The 24698-nt window shown below is 42.0% G+C and carries 21 protein-coding genes; 14 read left to right on the forward strand and 7 right to left on the reverse strand.

From position 1 onward, the window contains the following. Position 1 precedes the first annotated feature (1 nt). The 6 genes from G596_RS21520 (at position 2) to G596_RS0108850 (ending at position 4868) form a co-directional block, all read left to right on the forward strand. Positions 2-1354: a nitrogenase component 1 gene (locus G596_RS21520; protein WP_022761479.1), complete on the forward strand. Its 1353-nt coding sequence runs from the start codon at positions 2-4 to the stop codon at positions 1352-1354. Between the two features lie 4 nt (positions 1355-1358). Next, complete coding sequence (locus G596_RS0108830) at positions 1359-2054, forward strand: amino acid ABC transporter permease (protein WP_022761480.1); 696 nt, start codon at positions 1359-1361, stop codon at positions 2052-2054. Positions 2055-2057: 3 nt separating this feature from the next. Further along, positions 2058-2759 (forward strand): amino acid ABC transporter permease, encoded by a 702-nt coding sequence (locus G596_RS0108835; RefSeq protein WP_022761481.1) that lies wholly within the window; start codon positions 2058-2060, stop codon positions 2757-2759. A gap of 37 nt (positions 2760-2796) precedes the next feature. Beyond that, complete coding sequence (locus G596_RS0108840) at positions 2797-3549, forward strand: amino acid ABC transporter ATP-binding protein (RefSeq protein WP_022761482.1); 753 nt, start codon at positions 2797-2799, stop codon at positions 3547-3549. A 106-nt stretch (positions 3550-3655) separates the two neighbouring features. After that, positions 3656-4051 (forward strand): NifB/NifX family molybdenum-iron cluster-binding protein, encoded by a 396-nt coding sequence (locus G596_RS0108845; RefSeq protein ID WP_022761483.1) that lies wholly within the window; start codon positions 3656-3658, stop codon positions 4049-4051. A 193-nt stretch (positions 4052-4244) separates the two neighbouring features. Next, positions 4245-4868, forward strand: coding sequence for a GDSL-type esterase/lipase family protein (locus G596_RS0108850; protein ID WP_022761484.1), 624 nt, complete (start codon positions 4245-4247; stop codon positions 4866-4868). An 18-nt stretch (positions 4869-4886) separates the two neighbouring features. Here the strand turns inward: G596_RS0108850 and G596_RS21525 are convergent, their stop codons facing one another. From G596_RS21525 to G596_RS0108875, 5 genes are read right to left on the reverse strand one after another with little or no spacing between them, the layout of a single operon-like run. Further along, on the reverse strand, positions 4887-5675 hold the full coding sequence (locus G596_RS21525) for an ATP-binding cassette domain-containing protein (RefSeq protein WP_022761485.1): 789 nt from the start codon (positions 5673-5675) through the stop codon (positions 4887-4889). A gap of 7 nt (positions 5676-5682) precedes the next feature. Further along, positions 5683-6672 (reverse strand): ABC transporter ATP-binding protein, encoded by a 990-nt coding sequence (locus G596_RS0108860; RefSeq protein ID WP_022761486.1) that lies wholly within the window; start codon positions 6670-6672, stop codon positions 5683-5685. Continuing rightward, the gene (locus G596_RS21530; RefSeq protein ID WP_022761487.1) at positions 6665-7492 is read right to left on the reverse strand and encodes an ABC transporter permease; all 828 of its coding nucleotides are present in this window, start codon (positions 7490-7492) and stop codon (positions 6665-6667) included. Before G596_RS21530 ends, G596_RS0108860 begins: the two co-directional genes overlap by 8 nt. Beyond that, complete coding sequence (locus tag G596_RS0108870) at positions 7489-8406, reverse strand: ABC transporter permease (protein WP_022761488.1); 918 nt, start codon at positions 8404-8406, stop codon at positions 7489-7491. The genes G596_RS21530 and G596_RS0108870 overlap by 4 nt, the downstream gene beginning before the upstream one ends. A 15-nt stretch (positions 8407-8421) precedes the next feature. After that, on the reverse strand, positions 8422-10017 hold the full coding sequence (locus G596_RS0108875; protein ID WP_022761489.1) for an ABC transporter substrate-binding protein: 1596 nt from the start codon (positions 10015-10017) through the stop codon (positions 8422-8424). Between the two features lie 198 nt (positions 10018-10215). Here G596_RS0108875 and G596_RS0108880 point away from each other — a divergent pair, with 198 nt between their 5' ends. From G596_RS0108880 to G596_RS0108905, 6 genes are all read left to right on the forward strand, one after another. Next, complete coding sequence (locus G596_RS0108880; RefSeq protein ID WP_022761490.1) at positions 10216-11982, forward strand: hypothetical protein; 1767 nt, start codon at positions 10216-10218, stop codon at positions 11980-11982. Positions 11983-12014: 32 nt separating this feature from the next. Beyond that, positions 12015-13364 carry a hypothetical protein gene (locus G596_RS0108885; RefSeq protein ID WP_022761491.1) on the forward strand — a complete coding sequence of 450 codons (1350 nt, stop codon included), beginning with the start codon at positions 12015-12017 and terminating at the stop codon, positions 13362-13364. Further along, positions 13357-14574 carry a hypothetical protein gene (locus G596_RS0108890; protein ID WP_022761492.1) on the forward strand — a complete coding sequence of 406 codons (1218 nt, stop codon included), beginning with the start codon at positions 13357-13359 and terminating at the stop codon, positions 14572-14574. The genes G596_RS0108885 and G596_RS0108890 overlap by 8 nt, the downstream gene beginning before the upstream one ends. Positions 14575-14611: 37 nt before the next feature. Then, the gene (locus tag G596_RS0108895) at positions 14612-15610 is read left to right on the forward strand and encodes a hypothetical protein (RefSeq protein ID WP_155829220.1); all 999 of its coding nucleotides are present in this window, start codon (positions 14612-14614) and stop codon (positions 15608-15610) included. Between the two features lie 23 nt (positions 15611-15633). Next, entirely contained in the window at positions 15634-17127 is a 1494-nt protein-coding gene (locus tag G596_RS0108900) for a bifunctional metallophosphatase/5'-nucleotidase (RefSeq protein ID WP_022761494.1), read from the forward strand. A 120-nt stretch (positions 17128-17247) separates the two neighbouring features. After that, positions 17248-18741: a bifunctional metallophosphatase/5'-nucleotidase gene (locus tag G596_RS0108905; protein ID WP_022761495.1), complete on the forward strand. Its 1494-nt coding sequence runs from the start codon at positions 17248-17250 to the stop codon at positions 18739-18741. 204 nt (positions 18742-18945) lie between these two features. Here G596_RS0108905 and amrS read toward each other — a convergent pair whose 3' ends face one another. Together amrS and G596_RS0108915 are read right to left on the reverse strand one after the other, a co-directional pair. Further along, complete coding sequence (amrS, locus tag G596_RS0108910) at positions 18946-19785, reverse strand: AmmeMemoRadiSam system radical SAM enzyme (protein ID WP_155829224.1); 840 nt, start codon at positions 19783-19785, stop codon at positions 18946-18948. Positions 19786-19789: 4 nt separating this feature from the next. Continuing rightward, positions 19790-20689 (reverse strand): LysR family transcriptional regulator, encoded by a 900-nt coding sequence (locus G596_RS0108915; RefSeq protein WP_022761497.1) that lies wholly within the window; start codon positions 20687-20689, stop codon positions 19790-19792. A gap of 150 nt (positions 20690-20839) precedes the next feature. Between G596_RS0108915 and G596_RS0108920 the strand changes: the two genes are divergently transcribed. Together G596_RS0108920 and G596_RS0108925 are read left to right on the forward strand one after the other, a co-directional pair. After that, positions 20840-22513 (forward strand): potassium channel family protein, encoded by a 1674-nt coding sequence (locus G596_RS0108920; RefSeq protein WP_022761498.1) that lies wholly within the window; start codon positions 20840-20842, stop codon positions 22511-22513. Positions 22514-22644: 131 nt separating this feature from the next. Further along, the gene (locus tag G596_RS0108925) at positions 22645-24606 is read left to right on the forward strand and encodes a leucine-rich repeat protein (RefSeq protein ID WP_026671264.1); all 1962 of its coding nucleotides are present in this window, start codon (positions 22645-22647) and stop codon (positions 24604-24606) included. Positions 24607-24698: the final 92 nt, after the last annotated feature.

Here is a 24698-nt window from a genome sequence, read left to right on the forward strand (position 1 = left end):
CATGAGTTCAATCATAGAAAAGCCAAGATTCTCCTGTGCTCTTGCAGCGCAGCAGACAGTACTGGCAATTCCCGGAGCAGCACCGATAATACATGCAGGACCGGGTTGCGCATCCAAAGCATCAGGTTTTGCGGGAGTTCAGGCAGGACAGCAGGGTGAAGGCTATGCCGGAAGAACCCATGTATCCTGTACAAATGCAGGCGAAAAGGAAGTTGTATTCGGCGGCGAAAAAAATCTTGAAGAACTTGTTGAAGGTGCACTTAAGGTAGTAAAGGCAGACCTTTTCGTAATTCTTTCAGGATGTACCGCGGGAATCATTGGTGATGACAGTGCAGGTGTTGCCGGAAGATTTTTAAGAAACGGCGATCCGGTTGTGGGTGTAGATACCGCCGGCTTTAGAGGGAATAATTACTTCGGACACGAGGTGGTGGTTAAGGCAATCGTTGATCAGTTCGTTGGAAAAGTTGAGCCTTCTGTAGAAAAGGGACTTGTTAATGTCTTTGCTTCGGTACCTTTTCAAGATGCTTACTGGAGAGGCGATCTTGATAATTTAAAGAACATCCTGGAGAAGCTTGGACTTAAGGTGAACGTGTTATTCGGACCTGCATCGGGTGGGGTAGACGAATGGAAGACTATTCCGAACGCGCAGTTTAACCTGCTTGTTGGTCCCTGGGTAGGTCTTTCGATTGTAAAGCATCTTGAGAAAAAGTATGGCACGCCATTTTTACATTATCAGACACTTCCTGTGGGAGCTCAGGAAACAAGTAAGTTCCTAAGAGCAGTTGGAAAGTTCGCAGGCCTTTCGGAAGACGCTGTGGAGCAGGTTGTAAATAAAGAAGAGAAGAGATTCTACGACTACTTTATTTCCTTTACGGACTTCGTTGCAGAGCAGAGAAATATCCTTCCCTATCAGCTTTACGTAGTAGGAGACAGCTTATATTCATCAGGAGTTACATCTTATCTGACTAACGAACTGGGATTTTTGCCGCAGGGAATCTATATCATTGACGATCCGTCCCAGGAACGCGAAGAGAAGATTAAGGCAGCATTTGATGAGAGTACTGAGAATGTAAGTGAAATCATTAAGTTCGAGGCCGATGGAGGACTTATCACCAGAGACATTGAAGAGAAGATAGGAAGCAGCAAAAAAGCTATTATTTTCGGAAGCTACTGGGAGAACAATATTGCCAAGAAAACAAATAATTATTTTGTTAACCTTAGTCTCCCGATTGCAACAGAGATAATCACATCATCAAGCTATGTCGGCTACGATGGAGGATTAAGGCTTATCGAAAAGATTTACAGCCTTGCCTTTAACAGAGGAAACTTATCATCAAGAACACACGTGGAGTAAATCTATGCGATTTAAATTAAGCACATTTTTTGAATATTTTGTAAAGCTTTTGCCTTATCTTAAAGTGACCTTTACTTATGCAGGGCTTTCGCTGCTTTTCGGAATATTCTTCGGATTTCTGTTTGCCTTTTTCAAGCTGGGAAAGAGCCGCATATTAAGGGGCATAGCCAATGTATATACGGCGGTTTTCCGCTCGATACCACCGGTTGTACTTTTATTCCTGGTATATTACGGGATACCAATGGTGGCTGAGGCGGTGACGGGCAATAACATGGGAAGAAAAGATCCGATTCTTTTCGTTATCATAACAGTGACACTGCTTGCTACCGCATCCCTTACGGAAATCATGAGAAGTGCATACAAATCGGTTGATAAGGGACAGTATGAGGCCGGAGTAAGCATAGGACTTACAGATATTCAGACCTTTTGCAGGATAATCTTTCCGCAGGCACTTCTGTATGCGCTTCCGAGCCTTGGAAATCTGGTGATCTATCTCATTAAGGAAGGTAGCCTTGGCTTTACGATCGGTCTGGTAGATATTTTCGGAAAAGCAAACACGCTGAATCAGAATACCTACAGTAATCACATTCTGGAGATATACATAGCATTGGCTGCCATGTACTGGGTGGTTGCAATTGCATCCGAAAAGCTTCTTAAATTTGCGGAGCAAAGAGTAAAACGAGAACTGGGGAGAACATAATACATGTCACTTAATACCGAATTTATTTACAATACTTTTTTTCTGGTGCTAAAGGGCGTTCCTGTTACATTTAAAATAGTCGGAGTCGTACTTCTGATATCACTCCTCTTTGGATTTTTGTTTGCTGTCATCAGAACTAACAGCAACGGAATCATATCGAAAATTCTGGGAGTATATGTTTCCTTTGCAAGAGGCACGCCGGTTATGGTGCAGATTTACCTGATCTATACAGCTCTGCCGACGGTGTTGGCACCGTATTTTAAGGAAAAAGGAATTGGTTTTGATGTCTACTCAATCAAGGGGATGACCTATGCATATTTCATTTTTTCCTTCGGAATGATTCCCGTTATGAGCGAGATGTTTCGCGGAGCGCTTGGGGCAATTGATAAGGGACAGCTCGAAGCAGCAAAGGCTATAGGCCTTAGCGTGCTTCAGGGCTACAGAAGAATCATTCTTCCACAGGCAATTGTTAATTCTCTTCCTGTTCTGTGCACCAATATCACCGGACTTGTAAAACTTAGTTCTCTGGCATTCGCGGTTTCGGTTTTTGAAATTATGGGAATTGCGAAAACGGAAGGAGCGAAGTTTACCTGCTATGTTGAGGCTTATCTGATCATTGCTGTTTTATATGTTGCGATTAATCTGGGAATAGAGGTGATCTTTAAGGTTATCGAGAGGAGAATCAGGCTATACCATCCGCTGTAGAAATCGTCCTATACAAAATTTTGAAGAGGTGGAATAAATGCTTAAACTAGAGAATGTACACAAAGCCTTTGGGAAAAATCAAATTCTGAAGGGTGTCGATATTGAAGTAAATAAAGGGGATGTCATAGTAATTCTTGGCCCCAGCGGGTCGGGAAAAACCACCTTGCTGCGAAGTATAAATTTCCTGGAGAAGGCGGACAAGGGAAAGCTTACGCTTGATAATAAGACTATGGATATGCATCACTCATCCAGAAAAGATATATCCTATGTGAGAAAAAATACAGCTTTCGTTTTCCAGAACTATTGTCTTTTTAATAATAAGACGGTTTTGCAGAATGTAACGGAAGGTCTTATAGTTGCCAGAAAGGTTCCGAAGAAGGAGGCTGTGGACATTGCCATAAGTGCACTTAAGAAGGTCGGACTTGAGGATAAGCTTGATCTTTATCCGGCACAGCTCTCAGGAGGAATGCAGCAGCGTGTAGGTATAGCTAGGGCCGTTGCAGTTAATCCCAAGGTTATTCTGTTTGATGAGCCGACTTCAGCCCTTGATCCAGAGCTCGTGGGAGAGGTGCTCTCTATAATTAAAAAGCTCGCAAAGGAAGGAACTACCATGATAGTAGTGACACATGAGATGAGCTTTGCAGAGGACGTGGCAAATAAGGTAATTTTCATGTCTGACGGAGTAGTTGTTGAACAGGGTTCACCCAAGGATATCTTCTACAAGCCCAAGGAGGAGAGAACCAAGCAGTTCCTGAAACGAATCCTCCCTGAGTCTGATTACGTGATATAAAAATACGATAAAGATTTTGAATAATAGATGAAGGTGGCTGATAATATAATTCTGCCTTCTCCCTCTGGGAGAAGGTGCCCCGAAGGGGCGGATGAGGGGATTAATCATGGTATACAAAATTGCAGTAGCATCGTCCGACGGCATTTATTCCGACCTGGAATTCGGCACCGCGGATCAGTTTTATATATATGATGTTGACGACTGTGCAAAAATTACATTCAGTGAAATAAGAGAATGGAAAAAAGAAAATACCAATGGGGAATTAAGAGAACCCTTGTCTTCGGAAGGATATGACTCTTCTGGTAACTGTGAACATCCCGGAAACAGATGCGGCAAAGGTTCTGAAGAAAAGGTGAAGCTATTGGAGGATTGCCGATGCATCATATGCACCCATATCGGTCCTAAGATGAGTAAACAATTTACTGTTCGGGGAATTTCTATTTTCGATATAGAGGGTGAATTAGAACCGATAATAAAACGTATAGCTGAATATTATAAGTGATGAAAACTGTAGCAGATTGTAACGACACGATCGCTGCAGTTTTTCTTTTGCAGGGTAGATTGTGGTATAGGATATTTTTATATCCAACTAAAAGTTTTGGATATTTTACATCAAGACCCGGGACAATCATAATAAATTTATGAAATGTAATTAGTCAGTACTCGGCATTTTTTAAAATTATGAGGTGTGAATTATGGCAAACATTCTTGCTTTTGGAGATTCAAATACATGGGGACTTATTCCGGGAACAAAGGAGAGATATCCCTGGGGAAAAAGGTGGACAAGTATAGTTCAGGACAAACTAGATGACGGAAGAATTATTGAGGATGGTCTTTGCGGAAGGACAACCGTTTTTGACGATCAGCTTCGCCCTTTCAGAAAAGGTGCTGAGATTCTTCCTCTCAGTATAGAGAGTAATTACCCGTTGGATGCTGCGATCATCATGCTGGGTACAAATGATTGCAAAACAATTTTTCATGCAAATTCACATATTATAGGAAAGGGACTTGAACTTTGCCTTGATGAGCTTGAAAAATATATAGCACCTGAGAAAATACTGGTGGTCTCTCCGATAAAGCTCGGTGAGGAGGTTTACCTTCCCGGGAAGGATCCTGAATTTGATAAGGCCTCCGTTGCTGTCAGCAAAAATCTTAGACAGGAGTATGAGAAAATTGCAAAAAGGCGCGGCAATCAATTCCTTGCAGCTTCCGATTTTGCAGCGCCCAGCGCTGTAGATGACGAGCACATGGATGAGAAGGGGCATGAAAAATTATCCGCAGCTATTATTGAAAAACTCGAAGAAATGCAGATAGCATAACAAAAATGATATAAACGGTTATTCTGCATATTCTATTGTAGGTATGGCTGCAAGCAGGAATCTGGTGTACTCATGCGCAGGGCTCTTATAAATGCTCTGCGCATCTGCGATTTCACAGATTTTTCCATCCTTCATCACACATACCCTGTCGGATATGAAGTTGACAACAGACAGATCATGACTGATAAAAAGACAGGAAAGCCCCAGCTCTCTTTTGAGTCTTTTTAATAGATTCAGAATCTGAGCCTGCACGGAAACGTCGAGGGCGGACACTGATTCATCGCATATAAGGAGATCGGGACTAATAGCTATAGCACGTGCAATACCAATACGCTGTTTCTGACCTCCGGAGAATTCGTGAGGGTATTTGTTTGCGGCACTTTCTTTTAGCTCCACCATGTCAAGGAGTTCCAGAACGCGTTCATCAATTTCCTTATTATCTTTACATACATTCCAGATTCTTAGAGGCTCTGCTATGATGTCTCTTACCTTCATACGGGGATCCAGAGAAGAAGCGGGATCCTGAAAAACCATCTGAATTCTCTTGCGGTAAGGCCTGAATGCATTTTCTGAAAGATCACTTACATTTACCCCATCAAAAATAATCTCGCCTGAATCTGGTCTTATTAGGCGCATGAATAGCCTTGCAAGCGTGCTTTTTCCGCAGCCGGATTCCCCGACCAGTGAAAGGGTTTCTCCCTTAAACATGTCAAGATTAAGATCATTAACAACTATGCGCCTCTTTTTTCCGTCTATAGGAAAGCTTTTGGTAAGGCTTTTGGCAGATAAAACAACCTGTTCATTCATTACTTATTTACTCCCCCTTAATTGCAGTATGACAGCTGACAAAATGTCCTTCCGAAATCTTTGTTTCACTTGGACGTTCAAAAAAGCATTTGCGCTCGTCATCGCTGCACCTTAGGCAAAAATCACATCCGACGGTTTCCTTACCAAATTCAGGGATGTTTCCGGGAATCGTTGTAAGATAATCGGGATTGGAATTTATTCTTGGAATAGAAGAGAGCAGTCCTCTTGTGTATGGATGCATCGGATTTTTAAAAAGCTGAGTTACCTGTGCTCTTTCGAGGATTCTTCCCATATACATTACGTACACTTTATCGCATAACGAGGACACCACACCCATATTGTGTGTGATAACAAGAGCACTCATATTACGTGCGGTGCACATTTCTTTTATGAGCTTCAGAATCTGAGCCTGTATTGTGACATCAAGGGCAGTAGTCGGTTCATCTGCTATAAGAAGATTTGGCTCGCAAATCATAGCCATGGCTATCATGACTCTTTGCCGTAGTCCGCCTGAAAGCTGGTGAGGGTAAGCGGAATATCTGCTTTCAGGATCAGGAATTCCAACCTCTTCAAGTATTTTGACAACTTTGCCCCTGGCATCGGCACGGCTTTTTACCAGCTTATGGATTAGCAGAGCTTCCGCAACCTGATCGCCGATTCGCATCAGGGGATTAAGTGATGTCATGGGTTCCTGGAAAACCATTCCCATCTTTGGACCACACATCTTCCGCAGCTCTTTTTCATTTAACTTTGTAAGCTCGGTCTCAGTGCCATTGGAATCCTTCCAGAGAATACTTCCTGTTACATGAGCGCTATGCGGGAGAATACCCATAATTGACTTTGCGGTCATGCTTTTTCCGCAGCCGGATTCACCGACGAGCCCTACTATCTGACCTCTTGGAATATCTATATCTATTCCTTTTACAATAGGAATTTCTTTTTTATCTTTTCTTACGGAAACAGTAAGGTTTCGCATTTTTAATAAAATATCATCCATAACTGTTCCTCCTCGGATCAAGAATATCCCTTAGCGCATCCCCGAGAAAATTAAATGAAAGCACAAGCAGCATGACCATGCCCGAAGGAGCAAGTGAAAGCCAGGGCATCAGGAAAAGATACTGTCGTGAATAACCTGTCATGAGTCCCAGAGATACTAAAGGCGGCTGAATTCCGATTCCCAAAAAGCTCAGTGTGCTTTCCGCAAGAATCGAGGAGGGGATATTCAGAGTAAAAAGAACAATAAGTGTTGGGATTAGATTCGGGATTATGTGACCGAATATTATGCGAAGTCGTCCTGCACCGATTCCTACAGATGCTTCTATATATTCGTTTTCATAGATTTCCAGTGCAGCTGTTCTTACAACTCTTGTTATGCCGCCCCATTCGATGAGGACCAGCGCGATTACGACAGAGGAGAGGGAACCGCCAAAAGTATACAGGACAACCATTGAAAGAAGCATACCCGGAATTGAGAGCATAATATCTGCCGAACGCATGATGATAAAATCAGTGGCTCCTTTAAACGAAGCTGCGCATACTCCGGCTATGGTTCCAATAAGAACAGCCAGAGAGGTGGGGATGAGTGCTATGAAAAGAGAAATTCGTGTCCCATAGAATATCCTTGTAAAAACATCGCGGCCCAGCTCATCGGTCCCAAAGAGATGGCCATTCCCCGGTGGCATGAGTCTTCCCGCCAGATCCTGAGCTGTCTCATTGTAGTGAGAAAGGAGAGGTGCCAGCGTGGACAGAATCACCACAATCAGTATTATTGCGCCTGATACCAGCACAGTTTTGTTGTGAATAAGTGATTTTTTCATCCTAACCTCAATTTTGGATTAAGTATCGTACCTATGATATCAGCCAGAATACCTCCAACTGCGATAAGAAAAGCTGTGAATAGAACTGTGCCCTGTAATAGGGGCATATCTCTTGTCTGCAGAGCGGTAAGAGCAAGTTTTCCAAGACCGGATATGCTAAACACACTCTCGGTGATAACAGCACCTGATAACATCTCAGCGAGCTGTAGCGCCATCATTGTTATTACCGGAAGAATTGCATTTTTCAGAGCATGGAATACAACAGCTTTTTTGTATACAAGTCCTTTGGCTCTTGCGGTGTCGATGTAGGTCGCACCCAGCTGCTCCATAAGACTGGAACGCGTCAGTCTGGCAACGCTTCCCGCACTGTTCCAGCCAAGTGCAATAGCAGGCAGGATCAGGGAGACGAAGCTTCCGTCACATACAAGAGGAAGAAGCGATAAACGGAAATAGAACATATATTGTAAAAAAAGAGCCACCATGAATACAGGAACAGATATACCGAGGAGAGCGGTTCCGCGGAACAGGTAATCAAGGAACTTCTCGTTATACATAGCGGAGATAACGCCTGAGACAATTCCTATTGTCCATGCAAAGGCGATGGCCAAAAGCGTCAATCTGACAGTATAGGGAAAAGCCTGCAGGATAAGCGATAGCACAGGCTGCTGCATAGTATAGCTTCGCCCTAAATCACCTCTGAAGACTCCTAAAAGATAGGTTAGGAACTGTTCAGGGAGACTTTTATCAAGCCCCATGTTCTGTGTTAGCCTGTCAATATTGGCCTGGCTGACATGTTCATTTAATAAAACGGACACGGGATCGCCGGGTATGATTCTTAGCATAATGAATATCAGTGCGATTACACCAATAAGGACGATAACCACACCAAGTATTCTTCTGGGAAGTTCCTTCAAAACATAGTCTCCTTATTATTTCATAGTAACTTTATCAAAATAGATATCGTTCCATCCTGCCCAGTGGGGACTGAAACTCTCAATACGGTCACTTACTACAAAAAGATGTTTAAGAGAAAACAGCGGCACAAAGGCGGCATCATCCTGAGAGAGTTTTTTCTCAAGGGCTTCGTATTCCTTTAATCTTTCGTTCTCGTCAACGATGGTTTTTGCAGCAGCAACTCTCTCAATTACGGATTCATCACTGTAATTATTGGAGCGAAGTTTTGTATTGTCCTTACTTCCGAAGAAGGTATAGATGATATTGTCAGGATCATTGAAATCAAGAAGCCAAAGTGCAAAGTATGCTGACATTTCCCCGCTGTTTCTAAGATCAAGGTAGCTTGCATGGTCCATGGTATTTATATTGGCATGAATACCTATGCTGTTCAGGTTCTCAGCTATAGCCTGGATAGTATTCTTTACAGAGTCGTTCGCTGTGGAGTCCAGGTATAAATCCATATCAAAACCGTCTGCATAGCCTGCATCCGCAAGAAGCTTTTTAGCAGCCTCGGGATCATACTTAAGCCAGCCCTGATTATTGTCACTGTGACCTATACAGCCTGTTGTAAAAATACCATCCTCAAGCTTTCCATCTCCGTCGTATATGGTATTAAGAATAGATTCACGGTCAATGGCCTGGCAGATGGCTTTTCTTACCTGAACATTTCCTAACGGTTCAATGTTTTCGTTTAACATAAGGAAATTCTGGCCGATTCTGTCAGTTGAGACGATTTTATCCTTGTATGTATCTGTCTTATATGTTGATTTTACAATAGCGGAGTCAAGGTACATGCAATCAAGTACATCAAGATCTCCCTTCTGGAAAGCCAGGTTCATGACCTGAGGTTCCATTATCTTCATTTCAACACGCTTGGCTGAGGGCTCAGGTCCCCAGTATTTCGGATTGTATTCAAAGACCAAGCCGCTGCCTCGATTCCATTCTTTTATAATGTAGGGACCTGATCCTATAGTCTTTTCGGGAACCACACCAAAGTCCTCGCCTGCTTCGGCGACAAGCTTTTCGGAATATATAACTGTGGATGGTGTTGATAAAAGTGCGGTGAAACCAGCAAAAGGAGAGAGCAGTTTGATAGAGAAATTTTTCTCATCTTCTATAGTGATGCCCCTAAGAGAATGTTCCTTGCCATCAAGTAAATCCTGGGCGCCATCAATTATTATTGCGCAGTCTGTCTGGGCGCTGTCAGGAAGTGTGAGTATACGTTCAAAGGTAAACTTTACATCATGAGATGTCATCGGAGTACCATCTGAAAAGACAATGTCATCTTTTAATGTGAAATGGTAGGTCAGACCATCTTCCGAAATATCATACTTGTCTACAAGACTGTTCACTATTTCAGTGGAACCGTCATCATTCTTTTTCATGGCAAAAAGTGTATCAAAGACGTTCATGGGCACAATGTAGTCATTGGTTGTCTTATGAGCGTCCATTGTTACGATTTCAGCATTTAGTGCAAGGTGCAGAGTCTTATCAGCACTTTCTGATTTTCCGCAGCCGGATAGAACAAGAATCGCTATAAATAAAAATATCCACATATACTTTTTCTTCATTAAAAAGCCTCCTAAGGGTTATTGATATACTGATAATATTTTATCATCTTTGTGTGAGACACTTATAAATAGAAAATAATCATATTATTAATTCACTATAAATTTGGGGAGTAAAATTGGTGTTTTTATTACAATTTCATTTTGAAAAGATATATGACAAAATAGTAATGGTATGGTTGGAATTGATAAGGAGAGAACATGAAAAATCCCGGTATTGTTTTGTCCCTTATAGTTGTAACAACTGTGTTATCAATGAACGGATGCTCATCCGCAAGAAAATCTGATACTACTCAGGTTGACACACGGATAGACGCTCAGTCTGACGCTGAGCAGGAATCCGATGTGCGAACAACTGTGAAAGAGGAGGATTCTGCGCCTTCGAAGATGCCTGAGACAGAAAATAATCTCGATGAAGAACCCACAGAAGAAAATTTGGTCTATGGAAATGGCAGCTATTTTGTGAAGGTTGGAGACAAGGTCTATTTCCATGACTACAGCAGGGCAGCAGTGGGCGAATCAAGCCAGGGTGGACAATTCCTTTATCTTGGTTCCGGGATATGCGCATATGATGAATCCACCGGTGAAATAAATGAAATATCAGGTGAGCCATGCTCCGGAAAACTGTTTTTTATCGGCGATGGGTTTTACACAACATCCGAAGATGAAACAGGGCAGCTCTATATTGTCAGAGTATCTATGGATGGCGATGTTTTTAATGTTGGTCCCGGTAATGTAGAAGGAATCTCAGAAGACGGAACTCTTATAGCGCTTTGGAGTGATGATTCATCACTTAAGCATCTTGATGTTCTGGATGATTCGAGTGTGCAGTATTGCAGGATAGATAAGCCTGAGGATGGTACGCTATCATTCTGCGGTCTTACAGATAAAGAGATAATCTATGAGAAAACAGAGTCGGATGAAATAAAGCTCTGCAGTATGGATACAGACAATAAGGAAGTATCACTAGGTACATTGTCAGACCTTGGCATTTTTGGAAGTCTTGAATGTGATGATTTTCTTTATGACAAGGAAAGCGGAGATGTATTCTGCCTTTTTGCTCATTACGGAGGACCGGTTGATTCCATAGAGGATTATCTGGTTGTGAAGGCATCTCCAGGCAGAGAAGATAGTCTCGAACTAATATCGCATGGATATGACAATGAACTGATGCCAAATCTTAGCTATAATGATGAGCCTTCGCTTAGGTTAAACGGCGGAGAACTTTCATATGGATTTTTCGACAGCAATGAGCTATATCTTTCCCATTCTTATTTGGGTAGCCATATGCTTAGCCGCTTTGTATACGGGAATTTATTGTGGTCTGATGATAAAGGACAGGAGAGGACTATAATAAAGAATTTTATTCCTAATATGGATAAAGACCACCTTGTAATGCAGACAGGAGAAGTTCTTGGTGATGACGCGTATATTCTGGTGGCGGAAGTCCAAAGGGATTCAGACAATGATCAAAAACTTTCCCAGGCATTTAAATATGAAAACATATATGTGATGAAAGTCCCGATGAAGGAGAATTCAGGTGTAGAGGTGATTTCCGGCGGTGATTTTGAAAGCTCTATTACCTTTGATAAAAAGGGGTATGAGCCTTATATCGGAAACTGGCGCATGGATGATTTTATCATTGAAGATGGCTATGAGCCCGCTCACAGTCGCAATATGTGGGTTGGAATTACTGACGAGCAGGAGCTTAGCTTTATAGATAATGAGGAGTACAGCGGTTTTCCGTTTATTCTTTCAACATCAAAGATAGGCGATGAGTGCCTGATTGTCGGATACAATGAAGTTCTTGGGCTTACATGTACAGGAAGACTCTCTGAGGATGACGGCGAGCAAAAGCTTATCCTGGAGGTTCAGGAAAAAATGGAAAGCATAGATGATCCCGGACCTTCCTCATGGAAAGGCTCTTTTCACAGGGTATCTGATGAGGAATGGGCTACTGAATGGTGACTTAGTTTAACACAATATGGGGGTGGATAGTCATGAAGAAGCGTTATCTTTGTTTGTCATGTTTATTGATGCTATGCGTATTGACAGGATGCAGTAGGACTACAAATATATCCGGGACAGTTGAAAAAAGAAGTGTAACGGGGTCTGAGGACAAGGCTGAAAAAAGCAGCGTTGCTGGTTCTGACAAAGTGCTTAAAGAAGTTAGCATGATTGCCGGTGAGGATATTTCAGAAGATGAGATTAACAAGTTCTATTATACGATAGAGAACATCAATTACGATGCATATTATCTGAGGTATCTCTTCTATGTTGAGGACGGGAAGCACATGTTTTTCTTTGAGGAGAGGGAGCGAAAGGATGATTATGGTCCAACTACTGAAGAGGATACGATAGCAGAGGCGGAATTTGAACTTTCTGACGATGAATGGTCAGACTTTGTCGGGATAATAAAGGGCGGCCAGGTTAGAACAAGGGGTGATAATCCGGAGGATGGTGGCAGTGGTCCGTGGACATATTTGTACTGGTCCGGAGATGAAGATAAGTATCAGGAGTATTCCTTCAAATCCCAAAGCGCTCGGAAAGAATTTGAAGAATTATGTGAAGATCTGGCTGAAAAGGGGAGCCCTGAAAAAAAGAAGGAAAAAGAGCTGAAAGATTTTAACGCCGCAGCGCATGACGCATTCGAAGAGTTTGTGCAGAGTCAGTTCACGCAGATAAGCAGTATGAAGGAGAGCTTCATTACAGTGCGTGACGATGAGGGTATCTATTATACGGAATATCCACCTCAGCTGTTTGGAATCGTTAATCACTGTTTTGCAGATATAGACGGTGATGGACAAGATGAGATGATTATTTGCCAGCTCTCGGGTGATGATATTTACGAGAACCTGTGGGTTTCCACATACGAGTATAACGATGAAAACGGAGAGGTTGAAGATACGGCCTTTTATGAATATGGGGAAAACATCCTGGAGTCCGATGATGGTAATACGTTCGTGTTTATGTATGAATATAACGAAAAGCCTGTCATAGCCATTACTACCATGGAATCATATTATACGAGAGCGGATGGGGTGAATCTGGTTTTCAAGGCTCTTACGTATGATGGCGATGGCTTTGAAGAGCTTGGTTCTGACGAATACGCCGGCTCCGATATGGAAGATCCCGGATTTGCGGATACTTTGAAAGAATGCGGAGTGGACATCGAATGGATCGATTTTATCGTGGATGATTTTAAAAAGGTTCAGGAAAAATTATTATCTGTCTGTGACGGTAAACTGATCACAGAGATTATTACTAAGACTGATGACATGGAATACGATGAGGAAGGCTATATTCCGGAAACGATATATCGTCATGTGGAGGTCTGCGGATATGAATAAGAAGCTTTTAATCATTGCAATGTCAGTATTGGCTTTGGTTTCTTTCACGGCATGTAGGGGTAGTGGCGGACAGATAATGGATAGTAGTCAGGATAATAAATTCGAAGGAACCTGGTATTCGCAGGATGATAGTAATGCGGTTCTTACTATAAAAAACGACGGCATGACATTTAAGGAGGCAGATATTGATAGTTCTGCTTCATTTGAGCCGGAGGCAAAAGAAAACTATGTTTCGCTTTCTGTCACGAGTGAACTGTTTTATCTCTACGAGATAAATTATTATCCGGGTGAAGATAGGATTGAAGCATATACCCAGCCGGAACTTGATGGTGATGGCGGCTATAAGCGCATTGAATTCAGAAGAACCGCATATGGGCCCGGGGATAAGGCAATGCTTGAATATCTGTATGGCGCATGGGAAATCATGGATGATGGGGAACTGATACAGGAACCGGGAATCCGCAGGGATATTCTGTATTTTCCGCTTCCGCAATATAAGACGGTGCGTTTTGTCCGGGCAAACGGTGATAAAAAGACCTTCAACATCGAGCTTACGGATGTCTTTGATGATACTGTAAAAACAGGTACCTACGACAGGCTAACCTTGTCTGCAAAATTTTCATCCGGAGAATACACATGGGATGAAGTAAGACCGGGACAGTCATTTCAGATTCTGATCGCCAATAATCTCGGGATGGATTATCTGATGTTGAGGGAATTGGGAGATGAAAGGACAGGATTTGCAACAGACGGACTTCAGTATGAGAGGAGTATGAGCGGCATATGGTTTTTCAAGAGGCCTGATTCGGATACATATGACGGTGAGTATGATACTGAAGGTACTACACCATCTACCGTAGGGAATGAAGAACAGGTACGCCTTAAAGATACTTCTTTTTATGCGATCAAATGGCTGGAGTTTGGTAACAGTTGTACTTTACAGCGCGTTGAAGTTCAGGAGACCAAGGCTGCCCTTGGAAGCAGCTCAGAAGACGCGCTGGGGTATTACCTTCCTGATGATGAGTATGCATATTCTGCTGTGAACTATGAATACAGCGGAATGGAGAATATGGCGCACGGCGGATATTTTGATCCTGCGCTTGTGCAGGTTGTAACAGATGAGAGCGGACAGATCGTTGAGATGTCAAAATATGAATATGCATGGGACGGAATGTACTATGAACATTCGGAGAAAATTTTTCAAAAGTAATTATATTATATTGATTTCTTTTCTGAGTGTTTGTCTTATGGGATGTCCATCTCCCAAAGACGAATCGAAACAGGCTAAGAAGCATGTAAAAGAGGCTATTCCTATTGCTGAGGAAGCAGTAAAGAAGGTTTATCCTGATGCAATAATCAAGGGGAATACTTTTTATGGTATTAGTGGAACTCAGGTGGGGCCGGATCATCTTGTGACAGATTGGGTGATGGGGGAATATCTTGACGGCGGTAAAGAAGAAATCATGATCAATGTTCTGACAAAGGATATCTACGTTACTTCTGAATGGAACAAGATAAGCTCCTATGGTATGAAAGCAGCAAGAGATCTTTTTGGACTAGATAGTGCTAATACGGATGGCTATATCTACGGATACAAGGAAGAACCTTATTGTGCTGATGATCCTGATAAATACGGTAATCTTGAAATCTGGAATATGCTTCCGCTCGGAACTGTGGTTAGTGATGATTTTGCCCGGGATTTGCTGAATAACGAAGAATATAGCTTCTTATATGAGATTGTTGTTAACGAAGATGTGGATATGAAGATTTTTGAAGATACGGATTATACTTCATTGGGAAGTAATGTACATCTAAAAGTGGAACAGTATGATAATGAAAATAAGTCTATAGCGACTTTTGATTCACAAATTGATGGAACCGATGGCGGATCATTGGAAAGGTTTGTTTTTGAATTCGGTTCCAGCATGGATATTACCAGGCTTCGTGTAGAGGTGCAACTTCGTGACGGTGAGTACTGGTATTCGACAAATAATAACACATACACGAAGTTAAGCGAGTCACAGAGGCAAAAGTTTTTTAACATGATAGACAAGTATCAGCTTTATTCTTCTAAAGACAATAAAACTGGCGATGTTGAAATCGATGGTTTTAATTACTCACTGGAATATGAGCTTACGGACGGAACCAGGGTGTATGACAGTGGGCAGATTGTCAGTCTTCAGGGCGGCTATTATGTCATGGATGAATTCGACAGCCTTTTCAATATGGGATATCACATCAAGTGAGCGTTTTAATGTAGGGGGATAATATGAAGCATAACGAAAAAAAGCCAAAAAAGAACTTGAAAAAACTAACACTTCTTCACTCGAATGATATGCACGGCGACTTCCTTGCCGAGAAGGCTGACGATAAGCTGGTTGGAGGCGTGTCACTTCTTTCAGGCTATGTCAGTAAGGTCAGACATGAGGAAGAAAATGTTCTCTATGCAATTGCAGGAGATATGTTCAGAGGCTCTATTATTGATTCTGAGTTTCACGGAATTTCGACAATTCAAATTATGAACATGCTCTCTCCGGACATAGTGACAGTGGGCAACCATGAGGTGGACTATGGTGTTGCACATCTTTTGTTTTTGGAGAAATGTGCGGAATTTCCTATAATAAATGCGAATCTTTATATCAAGACAAACCACACGAGATTATTCGATCCATGTAAGGTTATTGAAGTTGGCGGAATGAAGATTCTTTTCATAGGGATAATAACGGAGATTGCCCTTCAGCAGTGCAAGATGGATAAGCTTATAGGAACCTTCATAACACTTGAGGATGCAGCGGCTGAAATCGGAAGGATATGTAACACCTATAATGCAATCGATGTAGACCTGACGGTTTTACTGACGCATATCGGATTTGAGGAAGACCAAAAGCTCGCGGAGCTCCTTGATCCTGCCTGGGGTGTAGATGTGATAATCGGAGGACATTCACATACATTTATGGAAGAACCCTTTGTAGTAAATGGAATACCGATTGTGCAGGCAGGGACAGGAACAGATGAGATAGGCCGCTTTGATATGGTGATAGATACAGATAAAAACAAAATAGACAGCTACACCTGGAAGCCTGTTCCAATCAACAATAAGACCTGCCCGAGAGATACTGCGATTGAGGACATGATCCTTAACTACAAGACTTCAACTGATGAAAAATACGGAAGAATACTTACCAAATTTGTTAGGAAGTTAACCCATCCGTCCAAGATAGAAGAGACAGAGCTAGGAAACCTTTTCGCAGATATGCTAAAGGACGCCCTTGGAGTTGATATTTTTCTTATGGCTTCCGGATCTGTAAGAAAAAAGGAGCTGGGTTCTGTTGTGACAAAAGGAGATTTTGACGGAGCTTTCCCTTATGATGATGCAGCCATTGTTACCTACTGGACAGGTGCTCAGCTAAAGCATGGAATAATGAGGATGCTGCGCGACGAAACTCTTGCTGGAGAGCACACCGAGTTTTATCAGTTGTCAAAAGGACTTGAGGTTGAATACGACCAGAAGACTCACTCATTTTTGAAATTTAACTATGAAGGAGAGCCTATTGATGAGAATAGAGTTTTCTCTGTAGGACTCCAGGAATATCATTTCAAAAATCTTGTGGATTCTTTTGATCTTAAACCTGAGGACTTAAAGAAAAATCACTCCTACCGCGCAGTCGCAACCTCCTGTGCCGAGGTACTCGAGGAAATGCTACAAAACGGCCAGCATCAGGATGCAGTAGTGGAAGGTAGGATAAAGATTAATTTGCAATAGAAATTGTTTCAATGCCTTCCCCCTGGGTGGGGCGCTCGACGTCCGGGGGACGTCGGTTCAGCGCGGACCGAAGCGGAGCGAAGACAGGTGGCGCGAAGCGCCGGATGAGGGGGATTACAAATGAAGAATTTAAAGAAACTTACACTTTTACACTCAAACGATATGCACGGCGACTTTCTTGCAGAGCAGGTAGACCAGCAGCTTGTCGGAGGCTTATCTCTTCTTTCGGGATATGTCAGTAAGATTCGGCATGAGGAGCAAAACGTCCTCTATGCCATTGCGGGTGACATGTTCAGAGGCTCAGTTATAGATTCTGAATTCCACGGCATATCCACAATTCAGATCATGAATATGCTCGCTCCGGACATTGTAACACTTGGCAATCACGAGGTGGACTACGGCGTATCACACCTTCTTTTCCTTGAAAAATGTGCTGAGTTTCCGATTATCAATGCCAATTTCCATATTAAGACGAATAATGCCAGGCTCTTCGAACCCTATAAAATTATAGAGATAGATGGGATGAAGATTCTTTTCATAGGAATCATAACAGAGGTTGCACTCATGCAGTGCAAGACGGACAAACTAATAGGAACTCTTGTGACTTTGCAGGATGCCGCTGATGAAATCGGAAGAATCTGTGATACCTATAATGCGCTTGATATAGACTTTACAGTTCTTCTTACACACATCGGCTTTGAGGAGGACCAAAAGCTTGCAGCAATGCTTGATCCGGCATGGGGAGTTGATGTGATAATAGGCGGTCATTCTCATACCTTCATAGAAGAGCCTGCCGTTGTAAATGGTATTCCGATTGTTCAGGCAGGTACCGGTACGGATCAGATCGGACGTTTTGACATCATGATCGATACGGATAATAACTGCATCGACAGCTATACCTGGAAACCGGTTCCGATTAATGAAAGTACCTGTCCCAAGGATCCCGGCATTGAGGAAATAATAAATAATTACAAGACGAGTACGGATGCAAAGTATGGAAGAATCATCACCAAGTTTGTAAGGCAGCTCACACATCCTTCACGTATAGAGGAGACTGAGCTTGGCAATCTTTATTCGGATGCTCTTTGTGAGGCTCTGGGACTTGATATTATGCTCCTCGGTTCAGGTTCCATCCGCACGGAGAAGCTTGGTCCTGTTGTTACAAAAAAAGACCTGGATGAGAATTTCCCTTATGATGATGGTGTATTTGTAACCTATTGGACTGGTGCACAGCTAAAGCATGGTCTTTTGCGCGTGCTTAGAGATGAGGCTCTTGCAGGAGAGCACACGGAGTTTTACCAGCTTTCTGAGGGACTTGAAATAGAGTATGACCAGAAGACACATTCATTCCTGAAGTTCAATTTTAAGGGTGAACCAATAGATGATAATCAGGTTTATTCTGTGGGACTACAGCAGTTCCACTACACGAATGTGAAGGACTCCTTTGATCTTGAAGTTGCCGATCTTGACAATAACAAGCAATCCAGACAGATCTGCACTTCCTGTGCCGGCGTAATTGAGGAAGTTCTGCAAAAAGGCCAGCATCAGGATGCAATTGGTAAGGGTAGACTTATTATTCATCTTGAGGATGGTACTACAACGGGGAAAAATTGATTTTTCTATAAAATCATACAAGATTATAAAATGTGTTCAAGTTCACAGAATTACCACATTTTGGTCACTTTTCCTTACGATTTGTACTGTAGTATAAACACTGTAAGGAACAGTAAATAAGTTCCACCCCCTCATAAGAACACTTTCTTCATAGAAAAAAGCCGGATTCTTCGTGACAAGAACCCGGCTTTCCCCTTTTTTATTTTAACAATTACCCGTATATACATATTTGAGCTGTTGCCCGGCAAGCTCGGCAAGATGATAGACTTTTGAAACCTCTGTAGCAGGCACATCTGTCATATTGAACCTCGGAAAATAACGACTTACATGAAGCGGAATATCATCGCGAATTCCCGCAATCCAGGAGGACAGCTCCAGAATTTCCTCATCGGTATCATTGTATCCCGGGACAATAAGCGTAGTCAGTTCCACATGTAACTCTTTAGCAGCAGCTGTAATGAAGTCCATGACCATCTTTCTGTCACCCTTAAGGACATCCTCATAATAGGAATCGGTAAATCCCTTGAGATCAATATTCATCGCATCTATATATGGAATAATTTCATCATGGATTTTTTCCGAAACGCAGCCGTTTGATACGAGCACAGTTTTAAGCCCCGCTTCATGAGCCAGTTTTGATGTATCTCTTACATATTCATAGCCTATAAGCGGTTCATTATATGTAAAAGCTATTCCAATATTTCCATCTTCCCTATACGAGGCAGCGATACCGACCAGTTCATCAGGTGCTATATATCTCGTCTGCGGAAGCGACAATATTGGATCAAATCCATAAGATATAGTGTGATTCTGGCAAAACGGACAGCGAAGATTACATCCGTAGCTTCCGACAGAAACCACCATTGATCCGGGATAAAACCTGGACAATGGTTTTTTCTCTATTGGGTCAAGTGCTATGGACGTGATAAGTCCGTAATTTGTGCATACAATCTCTCCGCCGCGGCAGGTCCTTGCCATGCACATTCCGGTCATACCCTCTTTTAAATTGCAGTGATGATGACAAACTTCACATACAGGCATAATTTTTTTAATCCAAGTATTCTTCAAGCTTTTCTACAAAAGTTTCTCCCATTTCGCTGAGTTCGACGCCCTTTCTTGTTATATACCCGAAGGTGAGCGTCTCGTCTTCCTTAAGCTTTACAGCTTTTAGATCCGATTCATTAAGACTGTCTCCGAGCATTGCAGCTCCGACAGCATAGCCGTTAAGGCCGAGCATTAGTTCAATTGAAGTTGCTCGTTCGTTGGTACTGATGATCTTTTTATAATCATAGGTAGCAAGGGCTTCCTCTCTATAATAGAAGGAAGTATTATCACCCTGGTCGAATACCATGCAGGGATAGTCGGAGAGTTCCTCAAGTGAGAGTTCCTCCTTATCTGCAAGGGGATGATCCTTTCTCAAATACACATATGTATTACGTGTGAAAAGTTCGTGGAATTCAAGCGATGCATCTGTGAAAATCTTTTTGAAGGTATTTTTATTGAAATCCGAAAGAGCGATAACACCTATTTCGCTTTTCATATTCTTGATATCTTCGATTACCTCACTTGTCTGAGTCTCCCTTATGGAAAATTGATATTCATCAAGATCATATTCCTTTACTGTCTCGATAAAAGCATTAACTGCAATGGTGTAATGCTGCATGGAAACTGAGAAAGTGGGTTTATCGGATTTTGAGTTCAAATATTTTTCTTCAACAATCTCGAACTGTTCAACCGCATGTCTTGCATAGGCAATGAAGGAAGCCCCGGCGGATGTGGTAACGACGCCGTTATGAACTCTCTCAAAAATCTGAATTCCAAGCTCCTTTTCAAGATCTCTTACCGCACTTGAAAGACCGGGTTGTGAGACATAGAGTCTGTCCGCCGCCTTTCTCATGGATGATTCTTCATCAATAGCAATAACGTATTTTAGCTGCAATATGGTCATGTGTATCACCTCTTTGGTTTATTTCTACACATTACTATATCACAGCTGATTTGAATCGCAGAAGCAAATTATTGCAATAATACACGCCACAGAGTAAAGTAAAATCAGAAACATTGATTCCGCTTTGATAGTATTTCATAGAGGATTACTATGAATAATAAAAAGTCATTCAAAGAAAGAATAAATGATCTAAAGCTTACACATGCAGTAAACAAAGGCTCCGGCGGTTCTGTTTTCAGGCGCATGTTTTTCATGATTCGCCGTTATATCAGAATTCTTCTGGGGTTTATTGCCGCTTACCTGGCACTGCTTTTTTTGCTGGTGGAAATCGAGAGAAGAGATCCCTCCGCCACGATTCATAACATTGGAGAGGCCTTTTGGTACTCCCTCGTTACCCTCACCACTATCGGATATGGTGATTTCTATCCTGTTACTCCCGCAGGCCGCCTGATAGCGTCCATATTCGTTATCTTAGGTATCGGTCTGCTCGGTTTCTTTGTGGGATTCATGATGGAATTTGTCTCCCGCATTAAGCCTATTATCCTTCTATCGATTCATACGGCCAAACCCTGGTATATTTTTACCGATAAATCCCAGTACTCAATGATTTTTGCTGAAAACATAAAATCCGTACGTCCTGACGCAGTTATCATCTATTCAGGTTGTCAGGATGACGGAAAAGGCTCAAAGGCAATTTCCGTTCAATGGTCTGCCGCAGAACTCCTTGAACGTAGAGGTTCTCTTTATGATGCTCATATTATGTGCTTAAAGGATAACGAGATGGAAAATTTCCTGGACGCCATAACGCTGTCCGATACCGGTGCCCCTATCGTGTGTCTGGCCAATTTTACACCGGCCCATCATCCTATGAATATCAGTTTCTTCTCACTAACTGACTGTACGGCCAGATTATTCTGGCAGCAATACCCTGTAAAAAAGAAAAACGAAACCATTCTTCTTATCGGTTTTGGCGCTGCAGGTTCAGTTCTTCTTGATCGTGCGCTTGAATTAAATGTCTTATACGAGGACCAGAGCATACACTATCATGTATTCGGTAATTCAGATGAATACTGCAGAAACCGTAAAAAACTCAGTGATATAGTAAGTATTAACGAACAATCCGATGGAAGAGACAGCATCATTTTCCATGACAGCCACTGGAACGCGGACGAAAAGCTCCTGGCAAAAGCTGATCGCATCATTCTTTGCGACGACTCTGAAAAGGATAATATCGCTGTTCTTCAGACTCTTCAGAAATTTTTTGCCTTCAGTGGTGAAATATATATTTATAATAGTAACGTCAGAAGTATTGCTACTCCTTTTGGACAAACCAGAGATATCCTTACCCCCGCCTTTGTACTGCACAATACTCTGACTGATATGGCACTTTGCCGTCATGAAATGATGCGCTTCTATTTAGGCGGCGCTATCCCGTTATGGGAAGATTTAGACAGTCTTATTAAGGACATGAACTATATCACAACCGACCATATAAGTCTTAAGGTGCATATGATTCTTGGAGATGAGGCGCCCTGCCAACCCTTCGATGACATTCCTTCTGCAACGTTGCGGAAGGCTTCTGCGGCAAGAAATGATATGTCCGATGAACAGAAGGCTGTTTTGAACAAGCTTGAACATGAGCGCACCTGTCGTTTCTATTTATTGCATAACTATTCTTATGCAGAAAAAACAAATGATGACACCAGAGAAAACAACCTTCTTAAGCCCTTTGATAAATTAAATGATTTTGAAAAACAGATGGTAGAGATCAGCTGGACCCTCATCGACGAGTTGGCCTCACATAAAGCTGCAAAGGGGCACTGATCTGTCCTACCTGAAAATAATAATATATGAAACAAAAAGTTCAAAATAATGGTATAATATGACCTATAGTATATGTAAAAATATACTTTTTTCTTATGAGATTTAAGTTGAGTGCGGGGATTTAGTTTGTTATGAGTAGTTCAAAAACGAATAGTGTGAAAGCACTGGCCATTTCTGTGGCTCTTTTTGTGTTACCATTAATGGTGACGTCGATTTTCAAGGCGGATGTCAAAGCCGCTGCTACATATCCGACCGGGGATATGCATGAACCTCCGGCTATAACGGAGTTGATTCCTGATGACGACCCTTTGGAGAATTCTGCGCCTAAAGAAGACACTCTGGTAGGAAATACACTTATTCTTGGGGATGCTTTGAATGCTGCTCCAATTGAAACCGGTGAGCATTACAGGTATCTGTCGCCTGCAGAGAAAGCTATCTATTCAGCTTTATACAGATCTATTGTTTCTGACAATTTCATTCCTTATTCACAAAGAACAAATACTTATACATGGGATTGCCTTAATACCTATAAGACACTTGTTTATTCAGGCAGTTCAACCTTCCAGAATGCGTATGACCTTAGCACTAAAGAATACGAAAATGTGCTGAACAGGGCACAGGAGGCTCTCTATTTTGATCATCCGGAAAAAGTTGAATTCTATATGTGTCATACGTCCTATTATTGGTCAAAATATGAATCCGGTAATTTTAACAGTTATATTGTGATTACCGCAAATTATGACGAAACAGCTTTTGAAAATATCGATAGCCAGATTACAACTGCGCTTAATAAGTGGATCAGTGATCTGAAAAACCCTAGTAACAATTGTGTTAATCAGATGTGGGATGCACTTACTGAATTAAATGTTCATGATTATTATGTAGGAAATCTTCAATATGATCATGCCTGCGCTGCAGACAGGTCGACAGCAGGATATTATAACCTTTCACATACGGCATATGGAGCACTTGTTAACCATCTTGCAGTGTGCGATGGATATTCAGCCGGGTATGAACTGATTTTGAAAAGACTGGGCATTGAATCCATGATCATCGCCGGATATGCGGGAGGCGGTCATGCCTGGAACATAGTGAGACTTGACGGATCATGGTACGAGGTGGACACTACCTGGGCTATTTCAACTGAAGGTGAACTCAGACATGACTGGTTCAACAGGACGACGGCAGAGTATGAGAAGGGGGTGGGTGACAGTTCCAAGGCTCATCTAAGGAACAGCTCATCAGCTTTTGTCGGTTTCAGAATGCCCAAGGCTTACGGCACGCATTATACATATGATTACCTGTCACAGACTGATGTGAATTCATTAATACGAGATGAACAATATGTGGCGGTTACCGGTATCTCATTATCTCAGTCAGAGATGGAGATGCAGATAGGACAAAGCATCGTTGCCGATGTACAGATAATACCTGAAAATGCTACAGTGAAGGATTATGTAGTTAAATCAAGTAATTATGATTGCATAGAAGTGGATGAGCATATACTGCGAGCCATTGCCCCGGGTGAAGCGATTATTACGGTTACTTCCGCTGATGGAGGCCATACGGCTCAGTGTAAGATAACAGTTTCATTACCCGAGCCTGAAAAAGTGGATGCACCTGAAGAGGTAGCGGATAAACAGGTTGATACAGTTGCACCCATAGATACGGAAAAAGGAGTATTTGAGATAACTCCTGATAAAAATACTGAAGTGACTTTTAAAGCTGGCAATAATAAAAAAGCTTCGTCTATAACGATTCCTTCCACAGTGACAGATGAAAATGGCTGCATGTATACGGTAACAGAAATAGAAGATGGTGCATGCAAGGGGTATAAAAAGCTGAAAAAGGTTATCATCCCGGAAACGATTAGAACGATCGGAAAGGGGGCATTCAAAAACTGTTCGAATCTTTCAGTGATTAAGATAAAAGGAAATAATCTGTTAAAGGTGGGCAGTGGTGCTTTCAAGGGAATAAAAAAAGGCGCAAAGATAACAATTTATGTATCGACAAAGAAGAAATTTACCAGACTGGTTAAACTGATAAAAAAAGCCGGTGGATCAAAAGCGATTTTCAAGTTCAAAAAACAATGATCATATTATGCCGGGAAACTTTAGGCTTCAAAAAATTATCCCAATGCCCTAAAATAGCGAGTTTGAAAGAAAATAATAAAAACTTCAATCAT

This window comes from Butyrivibrio sp. AD3002 (assembly GCF_000420905.1).
Lineage (GTDB): Bacteria > Bacillota > Clostridia > Lachnospirales > Lachnospiraceae > Butyrivibrio.